Below are 16,332 nucleotides of genomic sequence, written 5' to 3'. Positions count from 1 at the left end.
CGAAAACACCTCCGTAATTTGGTTATAGTATACCAATTTTTCCCCTTTCGTAGCAAAGAAGTAATAGGGGATTGAAGTCAAGAGAGAAAAAAATGAAATAATGCATATTTTTTAGAAAATTTACATTTATCAATTTATATTTCTCTAGATTTTATGTATTATTAGAGTAGTGGGGGTAATGAGAATGGAGGAGGACAATGCAACAAACATTAGAAAAAATAGGCAAGCAAGTTTTTTATAAACGGCTACAGCAAAAAATGACACAAGAAGAATTATGTCAGGGCATTTGTTCTGTCTCATACTTAAGTAAGATCGAAAATGGAAAGATTGAAGCATCAGAAGAAATTCTACAATTGCTCTGCACAAGACTAGAAATTGCTGTGACGGATTTGAGAGATGTAGAAGAAGATGTGAAAGTGAAGTTGGACGAGTGGTTGAATGCATTAGTTCATTTGGACAAGCAACAAGTAGAGCGCATATACGAAGAGTTGCAAGGTGAAATGAAGCATGTGTTGGATTTTGAAATTATAAATTATTATAAACTGCTGTATACACGTTATTTAATTATGAAAAGGGATTTTCCTGCTGTCGAAGAAGAGTTAGAGAGCTTAAAGAAGATGTATAAAAAGTATTCACCATTCCAGAAATTATTATATACGTATAGCAAGGGATTATATTATTTCTTACAACATAAATATAAGACGGCATTGGAGTACTTGGCTCGAACAGAAGTAATGGCGAAGGAGCAAGGGTATCACGAAAATGGAATATACTTTAATTTAGCTCTTGTTTACAATGAATTAGAAGTTGAACATATGACTTTACATTTTGCTAATGTAGCAATGGAGGGATTTAAGAATGAATATAAGTTTCGGTATGTAATAAATTGTCAATTGCTTATTGCGTTGAGTTACATACAGAAAAGGCAATATGATGAAGCGCTTTCTATTTATAATAATATTTTGAGAGAGGCGAATTCTTTTGCTGATAAAGAAAGCATAACAGCTATTGCTTTAAATAACTTAGGATTTTTGTACTATAACTTAAAAGATTATGCAAAGGCTAAAGATTATTATTTGCAATGCTTAAAGTATAAGAAGGAAGAGGATTTAAATTATATTGATGCAGTATATGAGATTGCTTTACAGTGTATAGAATTAAAAGAATTTGAAGAAGCAAAAGAGTGGATCAGTAAAGGGGTAGATGTCGCGAAGAGGGATGAAAAGTATAAAAGTATGCTATATATACTTTTAGTGCTTAAGCATAAATACTTTGAAACTAAAGATGTTTATAAAAAATTTTTAGAAGTTGAGGCGATCCCATTTTATAGAAGTGAAGAGAATAAAAAGGAATTAAAAATGGTGTATTTAGAACTAGCAGCGTATCATGAAGAATTATTAGAGTTTCGAGAAAGTAATAACTATTATAAATTAGCAATTAATTTATTGGAAGAAAAGGGAGGAAAATAATATGAAGAAAATAATTATTGGTGCTTTGGCTTTGGTAGCTGTATTAGTGGTATTGGAACCTCAGTATGCTTGGACATCGGATATCTATGGTCAAGGAGAGAATGTAGTTGAAGTGGTAAACTCTTAATAAAAACCCCCTTTCCAAACGGAAAGGGGGTTTTTATTTTTCAATATTTGTTCCTCAAAATTCTACAACACTTGAGAAAGAAATTAATTGAATTTTTAGTATATTAATAGTGGAAACATAATGATAATATGAAACTACTCTTTTTCAAAAATTTTTTATTAGGGGGAATGTTAGATGAAAAAGAAGAGTTTAGCGTTAGTGTTAGCGGCAGGAATGGCAGTTACTACGTTCGGAGGGACAGGCTCTGCATTTGCGGATTCTAAAAATGTACTCTCTACTAAGAAGTACAATGAGACGGTACAGTCACCTGAGTTTATTTCTGGTGATCTAACTGGAGCGACTGGTAAGAAAGCGGAATCTGTGGTGTTTGATTACTTAAACGCAGCAAAAGGTGATTATAAGCTAGGGGAAAAGAGTGCACAAGATTCTTTCAAAGTGAAACAAGTGAAAAAAGATGCTGTAACTGATTCAACAGTAGTACGTATGCAACAAGTTTACGAGGGAGTACCTGTATGGGGGTCTACTCAAGTAGCTCACGTAAGTAAAGATGGTTCTTTAAAAGTATTGTCTGGAACAGTTGCGCCTGATTTAGACAAGAAGGAAAAGTTAAAAAACAAAAATAAGATTGAAGGCGCAAAAGCAATTGAAATTGCGCAACAAGATTTAGGAGTAACACCTAAATACGAAGTAGATCCAAAAGCGGATTTATATGTATATCAAAATGGTGAAGAAACGACATATGCATACGTTGTGAATTTAAACTTCTTAGAGCCAAATCCAGGAAACTATTACTATTTCATTGAAGCGGAAAGCGGTAAAGTGTTAAATAAATATAATAAACTTGATCATGTAACGAATGATGATAAGTCACCAGTTAAGCAAGATGCTCCTAAACAGGAAGCGAAAGCGGTTGTAAAGCCTGTAACAGGGACGAATAAAGTTGGAACTGGTAAAGGTGTATTAGGAGATACGAAATCGCTTAATACAACGTTATCTGGATCATCTTACTATTTACAAGATAATACGCGCGGAGCAACAATTTTCACATATGATGCGAAAAACCGCTCAACATTACCAGGAACATTATGGGCAGATGCAGATAATGTTTTCAATGCAGCGTATGATGCAGCGGCAGTAGATGCTCATTACTATGCAGGTAAAACATATGATTACTATAAAGCTACATTTAACAGAAACTCTATTAATGATGCAGGAGCACCATTAAAATCAACAGTTCATTACGGAAGTAAGTATAATAATGCATTCTGGAACGGCTCACAAATGGTATACGGAGATGGTGATGGTGTAACATTCACTTCATTATCTGGTGGCATTGATGTAATTGGCCATGAATTAACACATGCTGTTACGGAAAATAGCTCGGATTTAATTTATCAAAATGAATCAGGAGCGTTAAATGAAGCAATTTCTGATATTTTTGGTACTTTAGTAGAATTCTATGATAACCGTAACCCAGATTGGGAGATTGGTGAAGATATTTATACACCTAGTAAGGCGGGAGATGCACTTCGTTCTATGAGTGATCCAGCGAAATATGGTGACCCAGACCATTATTCTAAGCGTTACACTGGTTCAAGTGATAACGGTGGCGTTCATACAAACAGTGGTATTATTAACAAACAAGCTTATTTATTAGCAAATGGTGGTACGCATTCTGGTGTAACTGTAACTGGTATCGGTAAAGATAAATTAGGTGCGATTTACTACCGTGCAAATACACAGTATTTCACGCAATCTACTACATTTAGTCAAGCACGTGCTGGTGCAGTACAAGCTGCAGCTGATTTATATGGTGCTAGCTCTGCAGAAGTAGCAGCAGTTAAGCAATCATTTAGTGCTGTTGGTGTAAACTAAGGCTTTAAGGGATAGTTATTAATAAAATACCTCAAAAATAAAGAAGGAGCATAGGCTCCTTCTTTATTTTTTTCTCCATTTTTTCCACAAATAAAATAATCCAACACAACCTGCGATTGTAATAATCCATTTCGCTTCATTTGTTCCGTTAATGACATGATATGCAGAATATACTTCAATCAATAAAGCCGGTATTTTCCCTATTGTGCTGGCAATACTGAAAGAGAGTAATGACATTTTGCCTAGAGCTGCAAATAAAGTAACGATACTTGATGGGATGAAAGGTATGAATCGAAACGATAGAACGAGTAGAAAGGCCTCTCTACCTTCTACATAAAGTAGGCGTTCTACCTTTGGATACTTATTTACTTTGTTGTGAGTGAATTTCTGAAGGCCTATACGATAAATATAAAACGAGATAATAGCCCCTAATGCCTCACCTGCGATCGAAATAATGGTTCCGTTTGTTACACCGAAGAGTTGTATGTTAATAGCGGTCAAAAAAATACTAGGGATAAAACCTAAAAGACTGATGATGATGTTAATTAAGATACTAAGTGGAATTGCGATTGAATAATAGTCTGTTAAGAAGTTTTGAATTGTTTCAGCCATTGTTTAAAATCCTTTATCTTTTTTTGCATTACACCATATTTCTATTGTGTAGGCAAGTGCAAATTTACATAATGTAGGAAACTGTTGATAGAAAGGGGTTTGTATACCTCATATAGGTATTGGGTATATGAAAGTAGGGGTATATTTAGTTTGTTTAAAAAACACTCCATAAATCCTGTATTTAAAGGGTTTGTGGAGTGTTTCGATTGGTGTTTTCATCTGGGAAATAATTATAAAAACATGGGGGTATATTTTATAAAGGGCGAAAAACAGTGATTTGATGAAAGGGGGGTGGAAAATATAGCAAAATGAATGAGGATTTTAAAACTGTATACATTTTTTCTTTGTGAAATTGACTTTTAGTGGAGTTACGATAATAATCATGGAAGAGGTGATACGATGAAACGATTAAGTAGTCTTTTCTTGAGTAGTTTATTGGCACTAATGCTGATTTTAAGTGGATGTGCAGGAAAAGAACAAAAAACAGAAAAACCAAAAGAGGATCATTCTACATCAGTAGAAAAAATTAGTGATAATATTTTAGATGAAATGGAAGGGCCACCTAAAAATGGTCATACGATTGAAAGGCATGTAGGTAAATCAGAAGAGGATTTGAAGAATCGTTTGAAGACAGATAAAGTTTCAGCGGCAAGTACATACTATGATAAGGAAACAGCGACAAAGGCTGTGAAAGATAGTTTAAAACAACATGATAAAGAAATTCAGGATTGGTTGAAAAACTCTAAAGAGGCTCGTCTTGTATTGAATACAACTCATTCATTCCCAGTTGGAAAAACAGTAATAAAGAAAAATATGAATGTAAAAGACAAACTAGTAAAGACTGTTACTGTTTTAGCGAGAGATAAATCAGGAAATCTAGGATTTAAGATTATTACTTCTTATCCATCAGATAAATAAAGGGGGGAGTATATATGTATCCAACATTACAATACTTTCTTAAATCGTACTGTACGTTAAGTATTCATGAGGATGAAATAGTAAGCGTGATGGAAGAGTTTATAGAGCAAGAGGACGAAGAGATTGTTTTGAAATTACGCGATGAATTAGTAAATATGAAGAAAAAGAACGCGTGGGAAGAAGCGTGCGTATTAGCTGCGAAGCAAGGCAATCGTGTGTGGTCTTTAGAAGAAACGAAAGATCATCTGGGGATTTTTTTACTATTATTGCAAAAGAAAAAGGCGTGAGTAGATCACGCCTTTTTGTATACGCTTTTTGAAATTTGTCCGTTTGATATTATCTCATTGTTTTGGGGCACTTTTATATACGCTTTTTGAAATTTGTCCATTTGAGAGTACTTCACCGTTTTGTGTTACTTTTTTATACGTAACCGCTGTTATTTTATCACCAGTATTACTAATTACTTGAGAAGAAACTTCAACATTTTTATCAGTATTTGTACCGAAAATACGTGTAGTAATACTACCGCCATTTGAAAATGCTTGAATGTAAATATGCTTACCTGTATTGTTTTTAAATTTTAAATCCGGACCATAATCTGCCACTGCTGCATCCTGCCCAAGTGGTAAATAATTTACGGGCATAGAATGATTGCTTCGAGAAACAATTCCTAAATCTGCCCTTAAAGCTGCGCTGTATAAAGTACTACTTACTTGGCAAACGCCTCCGCCTGCACTTTGTATAACTTTACCTTGTGAATATACTGCTGCGGATTTATAACCATGTGCAGCATCAGTTACGCCAACACGGCCATTAAAACTAAACGTTTCATCAGGTGCTACAATAACTCCACTTAAAGTATTAGCTGACTTATTTACGTTATAGGATTGATTTCCATTACGGCCAGCCATTGGGGTAGAGTATTCAGCAATCACTTCTTTAATCCCCATTTGTTGTATATCTTCTGTAGAACGTTCAGGTTTTATTAGTGTAACTGGTAATACAACATCGGGTGTGCCAGAAGTAATAGCTGCGCTTGTTAAATCGGTTAATTTTCCTTTATCAATTTTTTCTCCATTTTGACTTTGGCTAATATTTACTGTAGAGCCTTCAACACTTAATTCGGCGTTGACAGGATTCTTTAATGTTTCATTATATTTATCCTTTATAAAGGTTTCATAAGTTGTTGTATTTAATTGTGGTGTTAATTTATAGTCACGTTTTACTTCACCGTTTTCAGCTTGCTTACGCATGTTGTAACGATTCATTACGTTCCCTTCTTGTTCTTTAAAGATATTGTCGACAATATCCTTCTCTTTATAATCTACTCCTAAATCTTTCCACGTGTAATTTTGCTTATCATTTTGGAATACGTAGTTAAGAGATTTTTGATTTAATTCATTCATCTTTTGATTAACAAGGGCTTGAATATCTGCTTTATTTTTTCCATCAAGAGAAATACCTTCAAATGTAGTGTTTGGTAGTGCAGTTGTATTTAGTTGATTATTTAATTTGGATACATATTGATATCCACCAATACCACCAACACAAAGTAATATGCCACCAGCAATAGCGGAACCAATCAGTATTTTGCTTAGCTTCATTTATTTCCCCCCAGAAAAATTTGTATAAATATATGTATTACATTTTTTGTATAAAAATGATGAAAATAACATTATGTACGTCCTAGTATACTATTATTTTCACTACGTGTGTAATGTTTTCATAAAAAATGTTACACTGCTGTAATAATTGTCTCTTTTTGTCACAATATGCATGAGAAATATGTTGAAAATTATAATAAAAAGGCTGCTTAGAAAAATCTAGCAGCCTTTTTATTATAATTTTTTATGCTCATTTTTATTCGTAACACCGAGATGTTCTTGAAGTGTTGTCGATATATCATTAACACTCTTTTCGTTTGGAACGTAATAATAAATACCACCTATATATTTATCAGTACCTTCCACTTGCAATTTATCCATTTTTAAATTTGAATCCATTGAATTTTTTGCAATAGTCATCATATCATCAAAAGTTAAATTTGTTTTTAAGTCTGTATCGACAGCATCTAATAGGCTTCCGATTTTATTAATGGAATTGAGAGATAGGGCTTTTTCAGCAATAGCTTCTAAAACAAGTTGTTGTCGTTGACCGCGCATATAATCACTGTCAATATGGCGAGTTCTAGCTAGTGCAAGTGCTTCTTCTCCATTTAAATGTTGACGCCCTTTTTTTAGGTGAATTGCATCTGCTTCGTCGCTACTATTTTGTTCTGTGAACTCAACTGGAACGTCGACAGTTATACCACCTAGAGAATCAACAATCTTGATAAAGGATTTGAAATTAAATTTTACATAGTAATCAACTGGTACATCTAAAAATTTTTCTACTGTATCAATTGTGCTGTCTACACCACCAAATACATGTGCATGTGTAATTTTATCATATTTATCACGTGATTTAATGAAGACGCGTGAATCACGTGGAATGCTGACTAGTTTAACAGATTTATCATTTTTATTAATTGTTGCAAGTAGTAATGCATCTGTACGAGTCGCTTTTCCGTAACCTTTTTCCCTGATATCACTTTCATCAACACCCATGATCAGGACAGAAATATTATCAGTCATAGGTTTAACAGCTTTTTCACGTTTGCTGGATTTATCTCCTCGGCCGAGTTCAGAATAAGCGTTGCTTAAGACGGATTTTGCTTTACTGTATATATGGAAGGAATATCCTCCTGCTCCCATTGCTACAATAAGTAATGGAATAAGAATGAACCAAAGTAGGCGCTTTTTCTTTGAGCGTCCTTTTTTGGCTCGAGTTTCGTTGTTAATGTCGGATTTCATCATTTTTTCTCCTTTAAAACAATCAAAGTGTATACATCTAGAAGCGTATTAAAACACATAAAAAATATTTTACGCTAAATAAAAGGTATTGTACATGCATAAAAAATAGATGTATTGATTATTTATCCCGCATTAACGGGCAGTAAAACTCCCACCTCAAAGTCCAGCGAATGCAAGGAAGTTAGGTGGGAGATAACTGCCCGTAAATGCCCGATTGGTGAGGGCTAATAATCAGTGGGGGATAGCCCCCTCTGATTAAAGTTTCACTTTATAAGACATCTATTCGTTATTGTATACAAAAGACAGGGATAAGAAAATGATAAAATTTTACCTAATTAAAGCATAATACTTACAATAATCGCAGATAAAATACTAACAAGAGTAGCGCCGTATAGTAATTTTAGGCCGAAGCGGGCAACAACATTTCCTTGTTCTTCGTTTAACCCTTTTACCGCACCGGAAATAATTCCAATGGAAGAAAAGTTGGCAAAAGAAACGAGGAAGACAGAAATAATACCAACTGTACGGATAGAGAGAGTGCTGGAAATTTTGCTAAGATCCATCATTGCTACAAACTCATTTGTTACAAGCTTTGTTGCCATAATGCTACCAGCTGTGACAATCTCAGAACTTGGTACGCCGATAAGAAATGCAATAGGGGCGAATACATAGCCTATTAATTGTTGGAAAGTAATGCCGAATATAATGAGGAATAGGTCATTAATGCAACTCATTAATGCGACGAATCCAATGAGCATAGCACCGACGACAATTGCTACACGAAAACCATCAAGAATGTATTCTCCAAGCATTTCAAAGAAACTTTGTTTTTCCCCTTTTATTACCAAAATGTCTTCATCATCGTTAACGTCGTAAGGGTTAATAATGAGTACGATAATAAAACCACTAAATAAATTGAGAACGAGTGCGGTTACTACATATTTTGGTTCAATCATTGTCATATAGGCACCGACAATGGACATAGATACTGTTGACATAGCAGAGGCGCAAAGTGTATATAGTCGATGTTTTGGAATTTGGGCTAATTGTTTTTTAACCGTAATAAAAACTTCTGATTGGCCGACAATAGCGGAAGCGATGGCGTTGTAAGATTCTAATTTCCCAAGACCGTTTATTTTACTAAGAAAGAAACCAATCCAACGAATAAAGAATGGTAGTATTTTGAAATGTTGTAATATACCAATTAAGACGGAGATAAAGACAATCGGTAATAATACGTTAAGGAAAAATGGCATTTCCCCTTTATTTGCAAGACCGCCAAATACAAAGTTTATACCACTGGCAGCATACTCAAGTAGCCTCGTAAACAGGCCAGAAATTACCGTAATAAGTATGAGACCAATTTCTGTATTTAATAATAAATAGGTTAAAATTAATTGTATAATAAGCATGATGAAAATTGGTTTAAATTTAATATGTTTTTTATTGTTGCTAGCAATATAAGCAAGGAAGAAAACAACGATAAGTCCCACGAAAAAAGTAATAAATTTCATAGTAAGCCCCCTAAAAGAGATATTCTGCTATATATGTTTTTCATTTCAAGGGAGAATATGCATCTTTGGTAAAGAAAGGAATAGAGAGAGCATGAATATATGTAGAGTGCACCACGTTGCAATTATTTGTTCGAATTATGAACTGTCAAAGGATTTTTATACTCGGATATTAGGTTTTAAAGCGATAAATGAAGTATATAGAAAAGAACGAGATTCTTATAAGTTAGATTTATGTGTAGGGGAAGAGTATCAAATTGAATTATTTTCATTTCCTAGTCCACCTGAGCGCCCAAGTTTTCCAGAAGCAGCTGGACTTAGACATTTAGCATTTGCTGTTACAAATATAGAAGAAGCTGTAAACCATTTAAAACAATGCGGTGTGGAGACTGAAGCGATACGTATGGATGAAATTACGGATAAAAAATTTGTCTTTTTCCAAGATCCTGATGGCTTGCCTTTAGAATTGTATGAGGCTTGAAATTGGTGAATTTTATATAGGGTTGCTTTCAAATAAATGAAGAAACTAAAGTGAAACTTCTTTTTTAAAGGAGGTGTAACTTTAGCTAAGAAAGCTAAAGGACATATGTGGATATTTTAAAATTACTGATGGTAGCCATCCTTATTGCGTTAACAGCATTTTTTGTGGCTGTTGAGTTTGCAATTATTAAGGTGCGTAGCAGTCGTATTGATCAACTCGTTAGTGAAAAACGACGAGGAGCATTGGCAGCTAAAAAAGTAACTTCGAATTTAGATGAGTATTTATCAGCATGTCAGTTAGGTATTACAATTACTGCTTTAGGGCTTGGGTGGTTAGGAGAGCCCACTATAAAACATATACTCGAGCCGTTGTTTTTAAAACTACACCTATCTCCTGCAATTGCAAGTACAGTTTCATTTATTATTGCCTTTGCAGTTATTACGTTTTTACATGTTGTCATTGGTGAACTTGCTCCGAAGACGCTCGCTATACAAAGGGCAGAGCAAGTTAGCTTATTATTATCGAAGCCAATTATTTACTTTTACCGAGTAATGTATCCGTTTATTTGGGCTTTAAATGGTTCTGCAAGGCTTGTAACAGGGTTATTCGGATTACATCCGGCTTCTGAGCATGAAGTAGCTCATTCGGAGGAAGAATTACGATTAATCTTATCTGAGAGTTATGAGAGTGGAGAGATTAATCAAAGGGAATTTAAATATGTAAATAATATTTTTGAATTCGATAATAGAGTCGCAAAGGAAATTATGGTACCTCGTACGGAAGTTGTAGGTTTATATGAGGACGAACCATTTGAAACACATATTAAAATAATCGCACAAGAAAAGTACACGAGATATCCCGTATTTGGTGAAGATAAAGATGAAATTATTGGGATGGTTAATGTAAAGGATTTATTTATTCGTTATATGGATGGTAATCGAGACGAGGGGTGCTCGATTACGCCATATACAAGACCAGTTATTGAAGTGTTAGAAAATATCCCTATTCATGATTTGCTATTACAAATGCAAAGAAAACGAATTCCATTAGCTGTATTATATGATGAATATGGTGGTACAGCGGGGATCGTTACACTAGAAGATATTTTAGAAGAAATTGTTGGAGAAATCCGAGATGAATACGATGAAGATGAACACCCGCCTATAGAGCATATAAGTGAAGGGTGTAAAATCGTAGAGGGAAAAGTGCTTATTAGTGAAGTAAATGATTTATTTGGCATACACTTAATCGCTGATGATGTAGATACAATTGGTGGTTGGATTATGGTACAAAAGCAAATCGTTGCTGAAGGAGATATTATTGAAAAACACGGCTTTTCTTTTAAAGTTCTTGAAAAGGATATGCATCAAATTAAGCGAGTTGAAATAAAGAAAGTAGAAGAATGAATGGATTTTCTATTATATAAACTTTAATAAAAAGTATATATAGAAAAATAAATGTTTGCGCTTTCAAAAAAGGTGCTATATAGTGAAAGTGGATACTGAAGAATTCATTTAATGATACTCGTATTTTATAGGGCGAATTCTTTAGATAAGGATTTAGAATGAAAAGTATAGGTGATGAAAAATGATAGCAACGAAGGATATACGTATAGAAAAAGATTTTTTAGGTGAAAAGGAAGTACCGAGTGTAGCTTATTATGGTGTACAAACATTACGTGCCGTAGAAAACTTTCCTATTACAGGATACCGCATTCATCCGTCACTCATTACGGCAATGGCAATTGTAAAAAAAGCGGCAGCGCTTGCGAATATAGATACAGGTTACTTAGCTAAAGATATCGGACAAGAAATTGCAGAAGCGGCACAAGAGATTGTTGATGGAAAGTTCCATGATCAATTTATCGTAGACCCGATTCAAGGCGGAGCAGGTACTTCAATTAATATGAATACTAATGAAGTAATTGCAAATAGAGCCTTGGAACGTATGGGATACGAAAAAGGTGAATATGCGAAAATTAGCCCAAACACTCATGTGAACATGGCTCAATCAACAAATGATGCGTTCCCAACTGGGATTCATATAGCAACTCTTATGATGCTGGAAGAACTTCTTGTTACAATGGAAGAACTTCACTCTGCTTTTCATGATAAAGCAAAAGAGTTTGATCACGTTATTAAAATGGGGCGTACGCATTTGCAAGATGCAGTTCCAATTCGCCTTGGGCAAGAATTTGAAGCATATAGCAGAGTGCTAGAGCGTGATATAAAAAGAATTAAACAGTCTCGTCAACATTTATACGAAGTTAATATGGGTGCGACAGCTGTCGGTACGGGATTAAATGCAAACCCTACTTATATAGAACAAGTTGTGAAGCATTTACGAACTTTTAGTGGTTTCCCTCTTGTTGGTGCAGAGCACTTAGTTGATGCGACGCAAAACACAGATGCATATACAGAAGTATCTGCAGCACTAAAAGTATGTATGATGAATATGTCTAAAATTGCAAATGACCTTCGTATTATGGCGTCTGGTCCACGTGTTGGGTTGGCGGAAATTCAATTACCAGCTCGTCAACCAGGTTCATCTATTATGCCGGGTAAAGTAAATCCAGTTATGGCGGAAGTAATTAACCAAGTTGCTTTCCAAGTAATTGGAAATGACCATACAATTTGCTTAGCGTCAGAAGCTGGACAATTAGAGTTAAATGTAATGGAGCCGGTATTAGTATTTAATTTAATTCAATCCATCAGTATTATGAATAACGGTTTCCGTGTATTCCGTGAATACTGTATAAAGGGAATTACAGCGAATGAAGAGTTGCTTAAGCAATATGTTGAAAAAAGTGTTGGAGTTATTACAGCAGTGAATCCTCATATTGGTTATGAAGCAGCTTCTCGCATTGCACGTGAAGCAATTGCGACAGGAAAATCTGTTAGGGAGCTATGTTTAGAACATGGTGTACTTACAGCAGAAGAGCTTGATATTATTTTGGATCCATACGAAATGACGCATCCTGAAATTGCTGGTGCTTCTTTATTAAAGACTAAAAAAATGTAATGTAAAAAGCACCGATCCATTTGGATCGGTGCTTTTTTTTAGAAGATATTAAATACAGAGTTAAGTTGAAGTAAGCTAATAATAGCTAAGAAGATTAAACTATATTTCATTACTATTTTAAATAGAGCAGATTCTTGACCAACTAGTCCAACTGCTGCACAAGCAACTGCTACAGATTGTGGTGAAACCATTTTTGCGATTGTACCACCAACTACGTTTAATGAAACGAGAGTAGATGGTACGATGTTTAACTGATCGGCAGTTACTGCTTGAAGTGGTGCGAATAATGAACCACTTGATACGACCGAACCTGTAATGAATACGCCAATCCATCCTAAGATTGGAGAAAGAACTGGGAATGCATTTCCTGTAGAAGAGAATGCAAGTCCAAGTGTAGATGACATACCAGAGTAGTTTTCTACGTAAGCTAAAGCGATAACGCTACAAATTGTATATACTGGAACTTTTAGTTCTTTTATTGTTTCGATCATTAATTCTTTAATCATTTTGCCGTTTACACGGTAGACGATAAGTGAAACGATGATTGCTAATACAATTGCAGTAGTTGTAGAAGAGAATACATCTAGTTTGAAAATCGCTGCGAAAGGTGTATCAGCCTTTGTAATTGGTGCAGTTTTCATAACCGCATTATGAAGACCAGGGAATTGAATGTTAAATACTAAGTTTGCCAATGGACCATCCGGAGCAAATAAAGCTTTAATTGGTTTTAAATTAAAGATTGTTACAAATGCAGTTAAGAATACGAATGGGGACCAAGCATATAAAATTTGATTGAATGTATGAGATTCTTTTTCTTCTTGTTTTTCTTCTTTAGCAGAAGATTTTGGTTGCCAAACACGTAAGAATAATGTAAGAGCGACCATACTTACGACTGCTGCGAAAATATTAGTAAGTTCAGCGCCTAAGAAGTAAGTCACAAGGAACTGAGTAATTGCGAAAGAAACACCACTTACAAGAATACCTTGCCAAGTTTCTTTAATGCCTTTAAATCCATCTACCATTGAAACAAGTAAGAACGGTAAAACAATGCTAATGAATGGCAAAATGTAAACAGCTTGACGACCGACAGTTAATGCATCTAGCCCAGTTAATTGTGCAGGTACTGTAACTGGAATACCCATAGCACCCATAGCACCACCAGCGATATTAGCTACTAAGCAAATACCTGCTGCTTTTAATGGATTAAAGCCCATACCTACAAGTAATGCAGCTGTAATAGCAACTGGAACACCGAAACCAGCTGCACCTTCTAAGAAAGCACCGAAAGAATAAGCGATTAATAATACTTGTAAACGCTGATCATTTGTAATACTTGAAATGCTATCACGAATGACATTGAATTGTTCTGTTTTAACAGTTAATTTGTAAAGGAAGATAGCTGCGATAACGATAGTACAAATTGGATAAAATCCAGATAAAACACCGAATCCGGCAGATGCTACAGCCACAGTTGCGGGCATTTTATAAACAAATATAGCAAGAATAATAGCGACGATCACACTATAAAGCCCAGCCATGTAACCTTTCATTTTGAATCCCACTAAACAAATAATGAAGCAAAAAATTGGGAGTGCTGCGATTAGTGCAGATAACCAAATATTGTTTAATGGGTCATAAATTTGTGTCCAAGTACTCATAATAATGACAACTCCTATCTATTATATGTGAAGAAATTCACATTATTTGTGAAACTATTCACAATCAACTTACATGCTTAGTATATTCTCCTTCAACACTATTGTCAACGTGAAAAAGTATAATTATTCCATAATAGTATTAAAAGTAACATTTTGTTCATAAAGTAGACAAAAAGCGTAATCAAATTGATTTGATTACGCTTCTATAAATTATTTACATATTCTTTCATTTTTTCATATGTCATTGGTCCTACATGCTTATATTGAATGACACCGTTTGTATCGATGACAAAAGATGTTGGAATGCTGATGATTTGATATGCGGCACTTGCCTGGCCTTTCTGATCTAATAGGACGGGGAAGGTATATTTGTTTTCTTCAAGAAATTGTTTTACATTATTCGGGTCTTTTTCAGTAGCTGTCGCATTTATAGCGACAATTTCAATCCCCATATCTTTAGTATCGTGATAAAACTTTTCCATATCAGGCATTTCTATTTTGCATGGACCACACCAGCTTGCCCAAAAATTCAATATTACTTTTTTTCCTTTATAGTCTGTAAGGCGAACTTCTTGACCAGTGGTTGTTTCCAGAAGGAAATCGAGTGCAGCATTGCCAACTTCAGTTCCAATGGGGATGTTTGATTTTGAAGCTATATCTTCTTTTTTGTCTAATAGGAAGTGATTGATAATAGTCCAGCCAACCGCAATGCTAATTAACGCAAAAATAAACCATTTTTTAATATTACATCCTCCTCCTTACTTAAATTTCCTTTTTATCGTAACAAAGTGGTTAAATATGGTCAAATTACTTTACGATAGGTTATCAATTATGGACGATATTTTACAATATCATTACTGTACATTTCAGTAAGGTGAAAATATAACAAAAAGCCTGATAAAACAACGTTTGTAAGCAAAGTATTGCTAGCCCTTTGTTTTGCTTTTTTATTGTATCATATAGTATAATATTCAAAATCAGGTGGGATTTTTTCTTGAACTGTGTGCTGATAAAAGTCGGAAAATTTTCTCAGCATTATAGGTTGATAAAGTTATGTCGTAACAGGAAATATAAGAACAGATATATAAATAAATAAAGAGAAAATAAAAAATGAAAATGAGGGGAATTTTATGAACCAAAACCAATTTGACTGTCGTATTTCAGAAGAAGACGTACAGATGTTAAGAGCATTAGCTCATCCACTTCGTCTACGTTTAGTAATGGAACTGATGCAGCGTGGAACATGTAATGTAACACAATTACAAGAGGTATTAGAAATTCCGCAATCAACTGTTTCGCAGCATTTAACGAAATTAAAACAAAATAAAGTAGTACGCTTTGAGAGACGCGGGTTAGAAGTGTACTATCAAATTCATAACGATAAAGTAAGTGAAGTAGTAAAAACATTATTTTCTTAATTTTTGAATATTATGGAAAGAAGACGTGTGAAATATACGTCTTTTTTTATTTGGAAAGGATCTAATAATAGGAAGATTTGAGAGCGTATATATTAGCGCGTTAGAAAGAAACAAACTATCGGTTGAAGTGCTAAATTGACGGAATATATTCTGAAGGGATATGAAAAGATAGAAAGGAGTGTTGTAAGCTAAAGGAGGAATAATATAATGGATGTAAAACGTGTGAAACAGATATTATCTTCTTCAAGTAGAATTGATGTTACATACGAGGGAGTCCCCGTATGGATTGAGAGTTGTGATGAGCAGAAGGGTAGTGCTCAAGTGTATGACGTATCCAACCCAGGAGAGAGCGTTCACGTGGATGTCACGGCTTTAGAAGAGATGTAATAG

At 34.5% G+C, this 16,332-nt stretch carries 16 protein-coding genes; 10 read left to right on the top strand and 6 right to left on the bottom strand.

Annotated features, from left to right (window positions below; translation table 11 throughout):
* The first annotated feature begins 197 nt into the window (after nucleotides 1–197).
* The 3 genes from MKX66_RS16850 (at nucleotide 198) to MKX66_RS16840 (ending at nucleotide 3,471) form a co-directional block, all read left to right on the top strand.
* On the top strand, nucleotides 198–1,469 hold the full coding sequence (locus tag MKX66_RS16850) for a tetratricopeptide repeat protein (protein ID WP_002029721.1): 1,272 nt from the start codon (nucleotides 198–200) through the stop codon (nucleotides 1,467–1,469).
* Nucleotide 1,470: 1 nt separating this feature from the next.
* Entirely contained in the window at nucleotides 1,471–1,596 is a 126-nt protein-coding gene (locus MKX66_RS16845; protein ID WP_002029719.1) for an NprX family peptide pheromone, read from the top strand.
* A 174-nt stretch (nucleotides 1,597–1,770) separates the two neighbouring features.
* The gene (locus tag MKX66_RS16840; RefSeq protein ID WP_012260292.1) at nucleotides 1,771–3,471 is read left to right on the top strand and encodes a M4 family metallopeptidase; all 1,701 of its coding nucleotides are present in this window, start codon (nucleotides 1,771–1,773) and stop codon (nucleotides 3,469–3,471) included.
* A 63-nt stretch (nucleotides 3,472–3,534) separates the two neighbouring features.
* On the opposite strand, the gene MKX66_RS16835 is transcribed toward MKX66_RS16840, so the two are convergent.
* On the bottom strand, nucleotides 3,535–4,083 hold the full coding sequence (locus MKX66_RS16835; RefSeq protein ID WP_002029716.1) for a TVP38/TMEM64 family protein: 549 nt from the start codon (nucleotides 4,081–4,083) through the stop codon (nucleotides 3,535–3,537).
* A gap of 399 nt (nucleotides 4,084–4,482) precedes the next feature.
* Between MKX66_RS16835 and MKX66_RS16830 the strand changes: the two genes are divergently transcribed.
* Nucleotides 4,483–5,001 carry an RNase A-like domain-containing lipoprotein gene (locus MKX66_RS16830; protein WP_002125157.1) on the top strand — a complete coding sequence of 173 codons (519 nt, stop codon included), beginning with the start codon at nucleotides 4,483–4,485 and terminating at the stop codon, nucleotides 4,999–5,001.
* Between the two features lie 14 nt (nucleotides 5,002–5,015).
* Entirely contained in the window at nucleotides 5,016–5,288 is a 273-nt protein-coding gene (locus MKX66_RS16825) for a hypothetical protein (RefSeq protein ID WP_016101844.1), read from the top strand.
* A 54-nt stretch (nucleotides 5,289–5,342) separates the two neighbouring features.
* On the opposite strand, the gene MKX66_RS16820 is transcribed toward MKX66_RS16825, so the two are convergent.
* The 3 genes from MKX66_RS16820 to MKX66_RS16810 all read right to left on the bottom strand — a co-directional run bounded on the left by MKX66_RS16820 (nucleotide 5,343) and on the right by MKX66_RS16810 (nucleotide 9,367).
* Nucleotides 5,343–6,605 carry a VanW family protein gene (locus tag MKX66_RS16820; RefSeq protein ID WP_341086769.1) on the bottom strand — a complete coding sequence of 421 codons (1,263 nt, stop codon included), beginning with the start codon at nucleotides 6,603–6,605 and terminating at the stop codon, nucleotides 5,343–5,345.
* Between the two features lie 234 nt (nucleotides 6,606–6,839).
* Nucleotides 6,840–7,856, bottom strand: coding sequence for an LCP family glycopolymer transferase (locus MKX66_RS16815; protein WP_002029713.1), 1,017 nt, complete (start codon nucleotides 7,854–7,856; stop codon nucleotides 6,840–6,842).
* A gap of 332 nt (nucleotides 7,857–8,188) precedes the next feature.
* The gene (locus tag MKX66_RS16810; protein ID WP_088038426.1) at nucleotides 8,189–9,367 is read right to left on the bottom strand and encodes a NupC/NupG family nucleoside CNT transporter; all 1,179 of its coding nucleotides are present in this window, start codon (nucleotides 9,365–9,367) and stop codon (nucleotides 8,189–8,191) included.
* A gap of 91 nt (nucleotides 9,368–9,458) precedes the next feature.
* Here MKX66_RS16810 and gloA2 point away from each other — a divergent pair, with 91 nt between their 5' ends.
* The 3 genes from gloA2 (at nucleotide 9,459) to aspA (ending at nucleotide 12,866) form a co-directional block, all read left to right on the top strand.
* Nucleotides 9,459–9,845 carry an SMU1112c/YaeR family gloxylase I-like metalloprotein gene (gene gloA2 / locus MKX66_RS16805; RefSeq protein ID WP_001017670.1) on the top strand — a complete coding sequence of 129 codons (387 nt, stop codon included), beginning with the start codon at nucleotides 9,459–9,461 and terminating at the stop codon, nucleotides 9,843–9,845.
* Between the two features lie 107 nt (nucleotides 9,846–9,952).
* Complete coding sequence (locus tag MKX66_RS16800; protein WP_016093357.1) at nucleotides 9,953–11,251, top strand: hemolysin family protein; 1,299 nt, start codon at nucleotides 9,953–9,955, stop codon at nucleotides 11,249–11,251.
* Nucleotides 11,252–11,432: 181 nt separating this feature from the next.
* On the top strand, nucleotides 11,433–12,866 hold the full coding sequence (gene aspA, locus MKX66_RS16795; protein WP_002029742.1) for an aspartate ammonia-lyase: 1,434 nt from the start codon (nucleotides 11,433–11,435) through the stop codon (nucleotides 12,864–12,866).
* A gap of 38 nt (nucleotides 12,867–12,904) precedes the next feature.
* Here the strand turns inward: aspA and MKX66_RS16790 are convergent, their stop codons facing one another.
* Together MKX66_RS16790 and MKX66_RS16785 are read right to left on the bottom strand one after the other, a co-directional pair.
* The gene (locus MKX66_RS16790; RefSeq protein ID WP_002029741.1) at nucleotides 12,905–14,524 is read right to left on the bottom strand and encodes a lactate permease LctP family transporter; all 1,620 of its coding nucleotides are present in this window, start codon (nucleotides 14,522–14,524) and stop codon (nucleotides 12,905–12,907) included.
* A 203-nt stretch (nucleotides 14,525–14,727) separates the two neighbouring features.
* On the bottom strand, nucleotides 14,728–15,156 hold the full coding sequence (locus MKX66_RS16785; protein ID WP_080683317.1) for a TlpA disulfide reductase family protein: 429 nt from the start codon (nucleotides 15,154–15,156) through the stop codon (nucleotides 14,728–14,730).
* 498 nt (nucleotides 15,157–15,654) lie between these two features.
* Between MKX66_RS16785 and MKX66_RS16780 the strand changes: the two genes are divergently transcribed.
* Nucleotides 15,655–15,942 (top strand): ArsR/SmtB family transcription factor, encoded by a 288-nt coding sequence (locus MKX66_RS16780; RefSeq protein ID WP_001075217.1) that lies wholly within the window; start codon nucleotides 15,655–15,657, stop codon nucleotides 15,940–15,942.
* A gap of 207 nt (nucleotides 15,943–16,149) precedes the next feature.
* On the top strand, nucleotides 16,150–16,329 hold the full coding sequence (locus MKX66_RS16775) for an acid-soluble spore protein H (RefSeq protein WP_002010492.1): 180 nt from the start codon (nucleotides 16,150–16,152) through the stop codon (nucleotides 16,327–16,329).
* Nucleotides 16,330–16,332 lie beyond the last annotated feature (3 nt).

The organism is Bacillus sp. FSL R9-9530, assembly GCF_038008145.1.
Classification (GTDB): domain Bacteria; phylum Bacillota; class Bacilli; order Bacillales; family Bacillaceae_G; genus Bacillus_A; species Bacillus_A mycoides.
This window is presented reverse-complemented; position numbering and strand designations above follow the sequence as displayed.

What these genes read in the sequence shown, in the direction of transcription:
- MKX66_RS16850 (WP_002029721.1), top strand. Translation starts at nt 198, where the DNA reads ATGCAACAAACATTAGAAAAAATAGGCAAGCAAGTTTTTTATAAACGG.
- MKX66_RS16845 (WP_002029719.1), top strand. Translation starts at nt 1,471, where the DNA reads ATGAAGAAAATAATTATTGGTGCTTTGGCTTTGGTAGCTGTATTAGTG.
- MKX66_RS16840 (WP_012260292.1), top strand. Translation starts at nt 1,771, where the DNA reads ATGAAAAAGAAGAGTTTAGCGTTAGTGTTAGCGGCAGGAATGGCAGTT.
- MKX66_RS16835 (WP_002029716.1), bottom strand. Translation starts at nt 4,083, where the DNA reads ATGGCTGAAACAATTCAAAACTTCTTAACAGACTATTATTCAATCGCA.
- MKX66_RS16830 (WP_002125157.1), top strand. Translation starts at nt 4,483, where the DNA reads ATGAAACGATTAAGTAGTCTTTTCTTGAGTAGTTTATTGGCACTAATG.
- MKX66_RS16825 (WP_016101844.1), top strand. Translation starts at nt 5,016, where the DNA reads ATGTATCCAACATTACAATACTTTCTTAAATCGTACTGTACGTTAAGT.
- MKX66_RS16820 (WP_341086769.1), bottom strand. Translation starts at nt 6,605, where the DNA reads ATGAAGCTAAGCAAAATACTGATTGGTTCCGCTATTGCTGGTGGCATA.
- MKX66_RS16815 (WP_002029713.1), bottom strand. Translation starts at nt 7,856, where the DNA reads ATGATGAAATCCGACATTAACAACGAAACTCGAGCCAAAAAAGGACGC.
- MKX66_RS16810 (WP_088038426.1), bottom strand. Translation starts at nt 9,367, where the DNA reads ATGAAATTTATTACTTTTTTCGTGGGACTTATCGTTGTTTTCTTCCTT.
- gloA2 (WP_001017670.1), top strand. Translation starts at nt 9,459, where the DNA reads ATGAATATATGTAGAGTGCACCACGTTGCAATTATTTGTTCGAATTAT.
- aspA (WP_002029742.1), top strand. Translation starts at nt 11,433, where the DNA reads ATGATAGCAACGAAGGATATACGTATAGAAAAAGATTTTTTAGGTGAA.
- MKX66_RS16790 (WP_002029741.1), bottom strand. Translation starts at nt 14,524, where the DNA reads ATGAGTACTTGGACACAAATTTATGACCCATTAAACAATATTTGGTTA.
- MKX66_RS16780 (WP_001075217.1), top strand. Translation starts at nt 15,655, where the DNA reads ATGAACCAAAACCAATTTGACTGTCGTATTTCAGAAGAAGACGTACAG.
- MKX66_RS16775 (WP_002010492.1), top strand. Translation starts at nt 16,150, where the DNA reads ATGGATGTAAAACGTGTGAAACAGATATTATCTTCTTCAAGTAGAATT.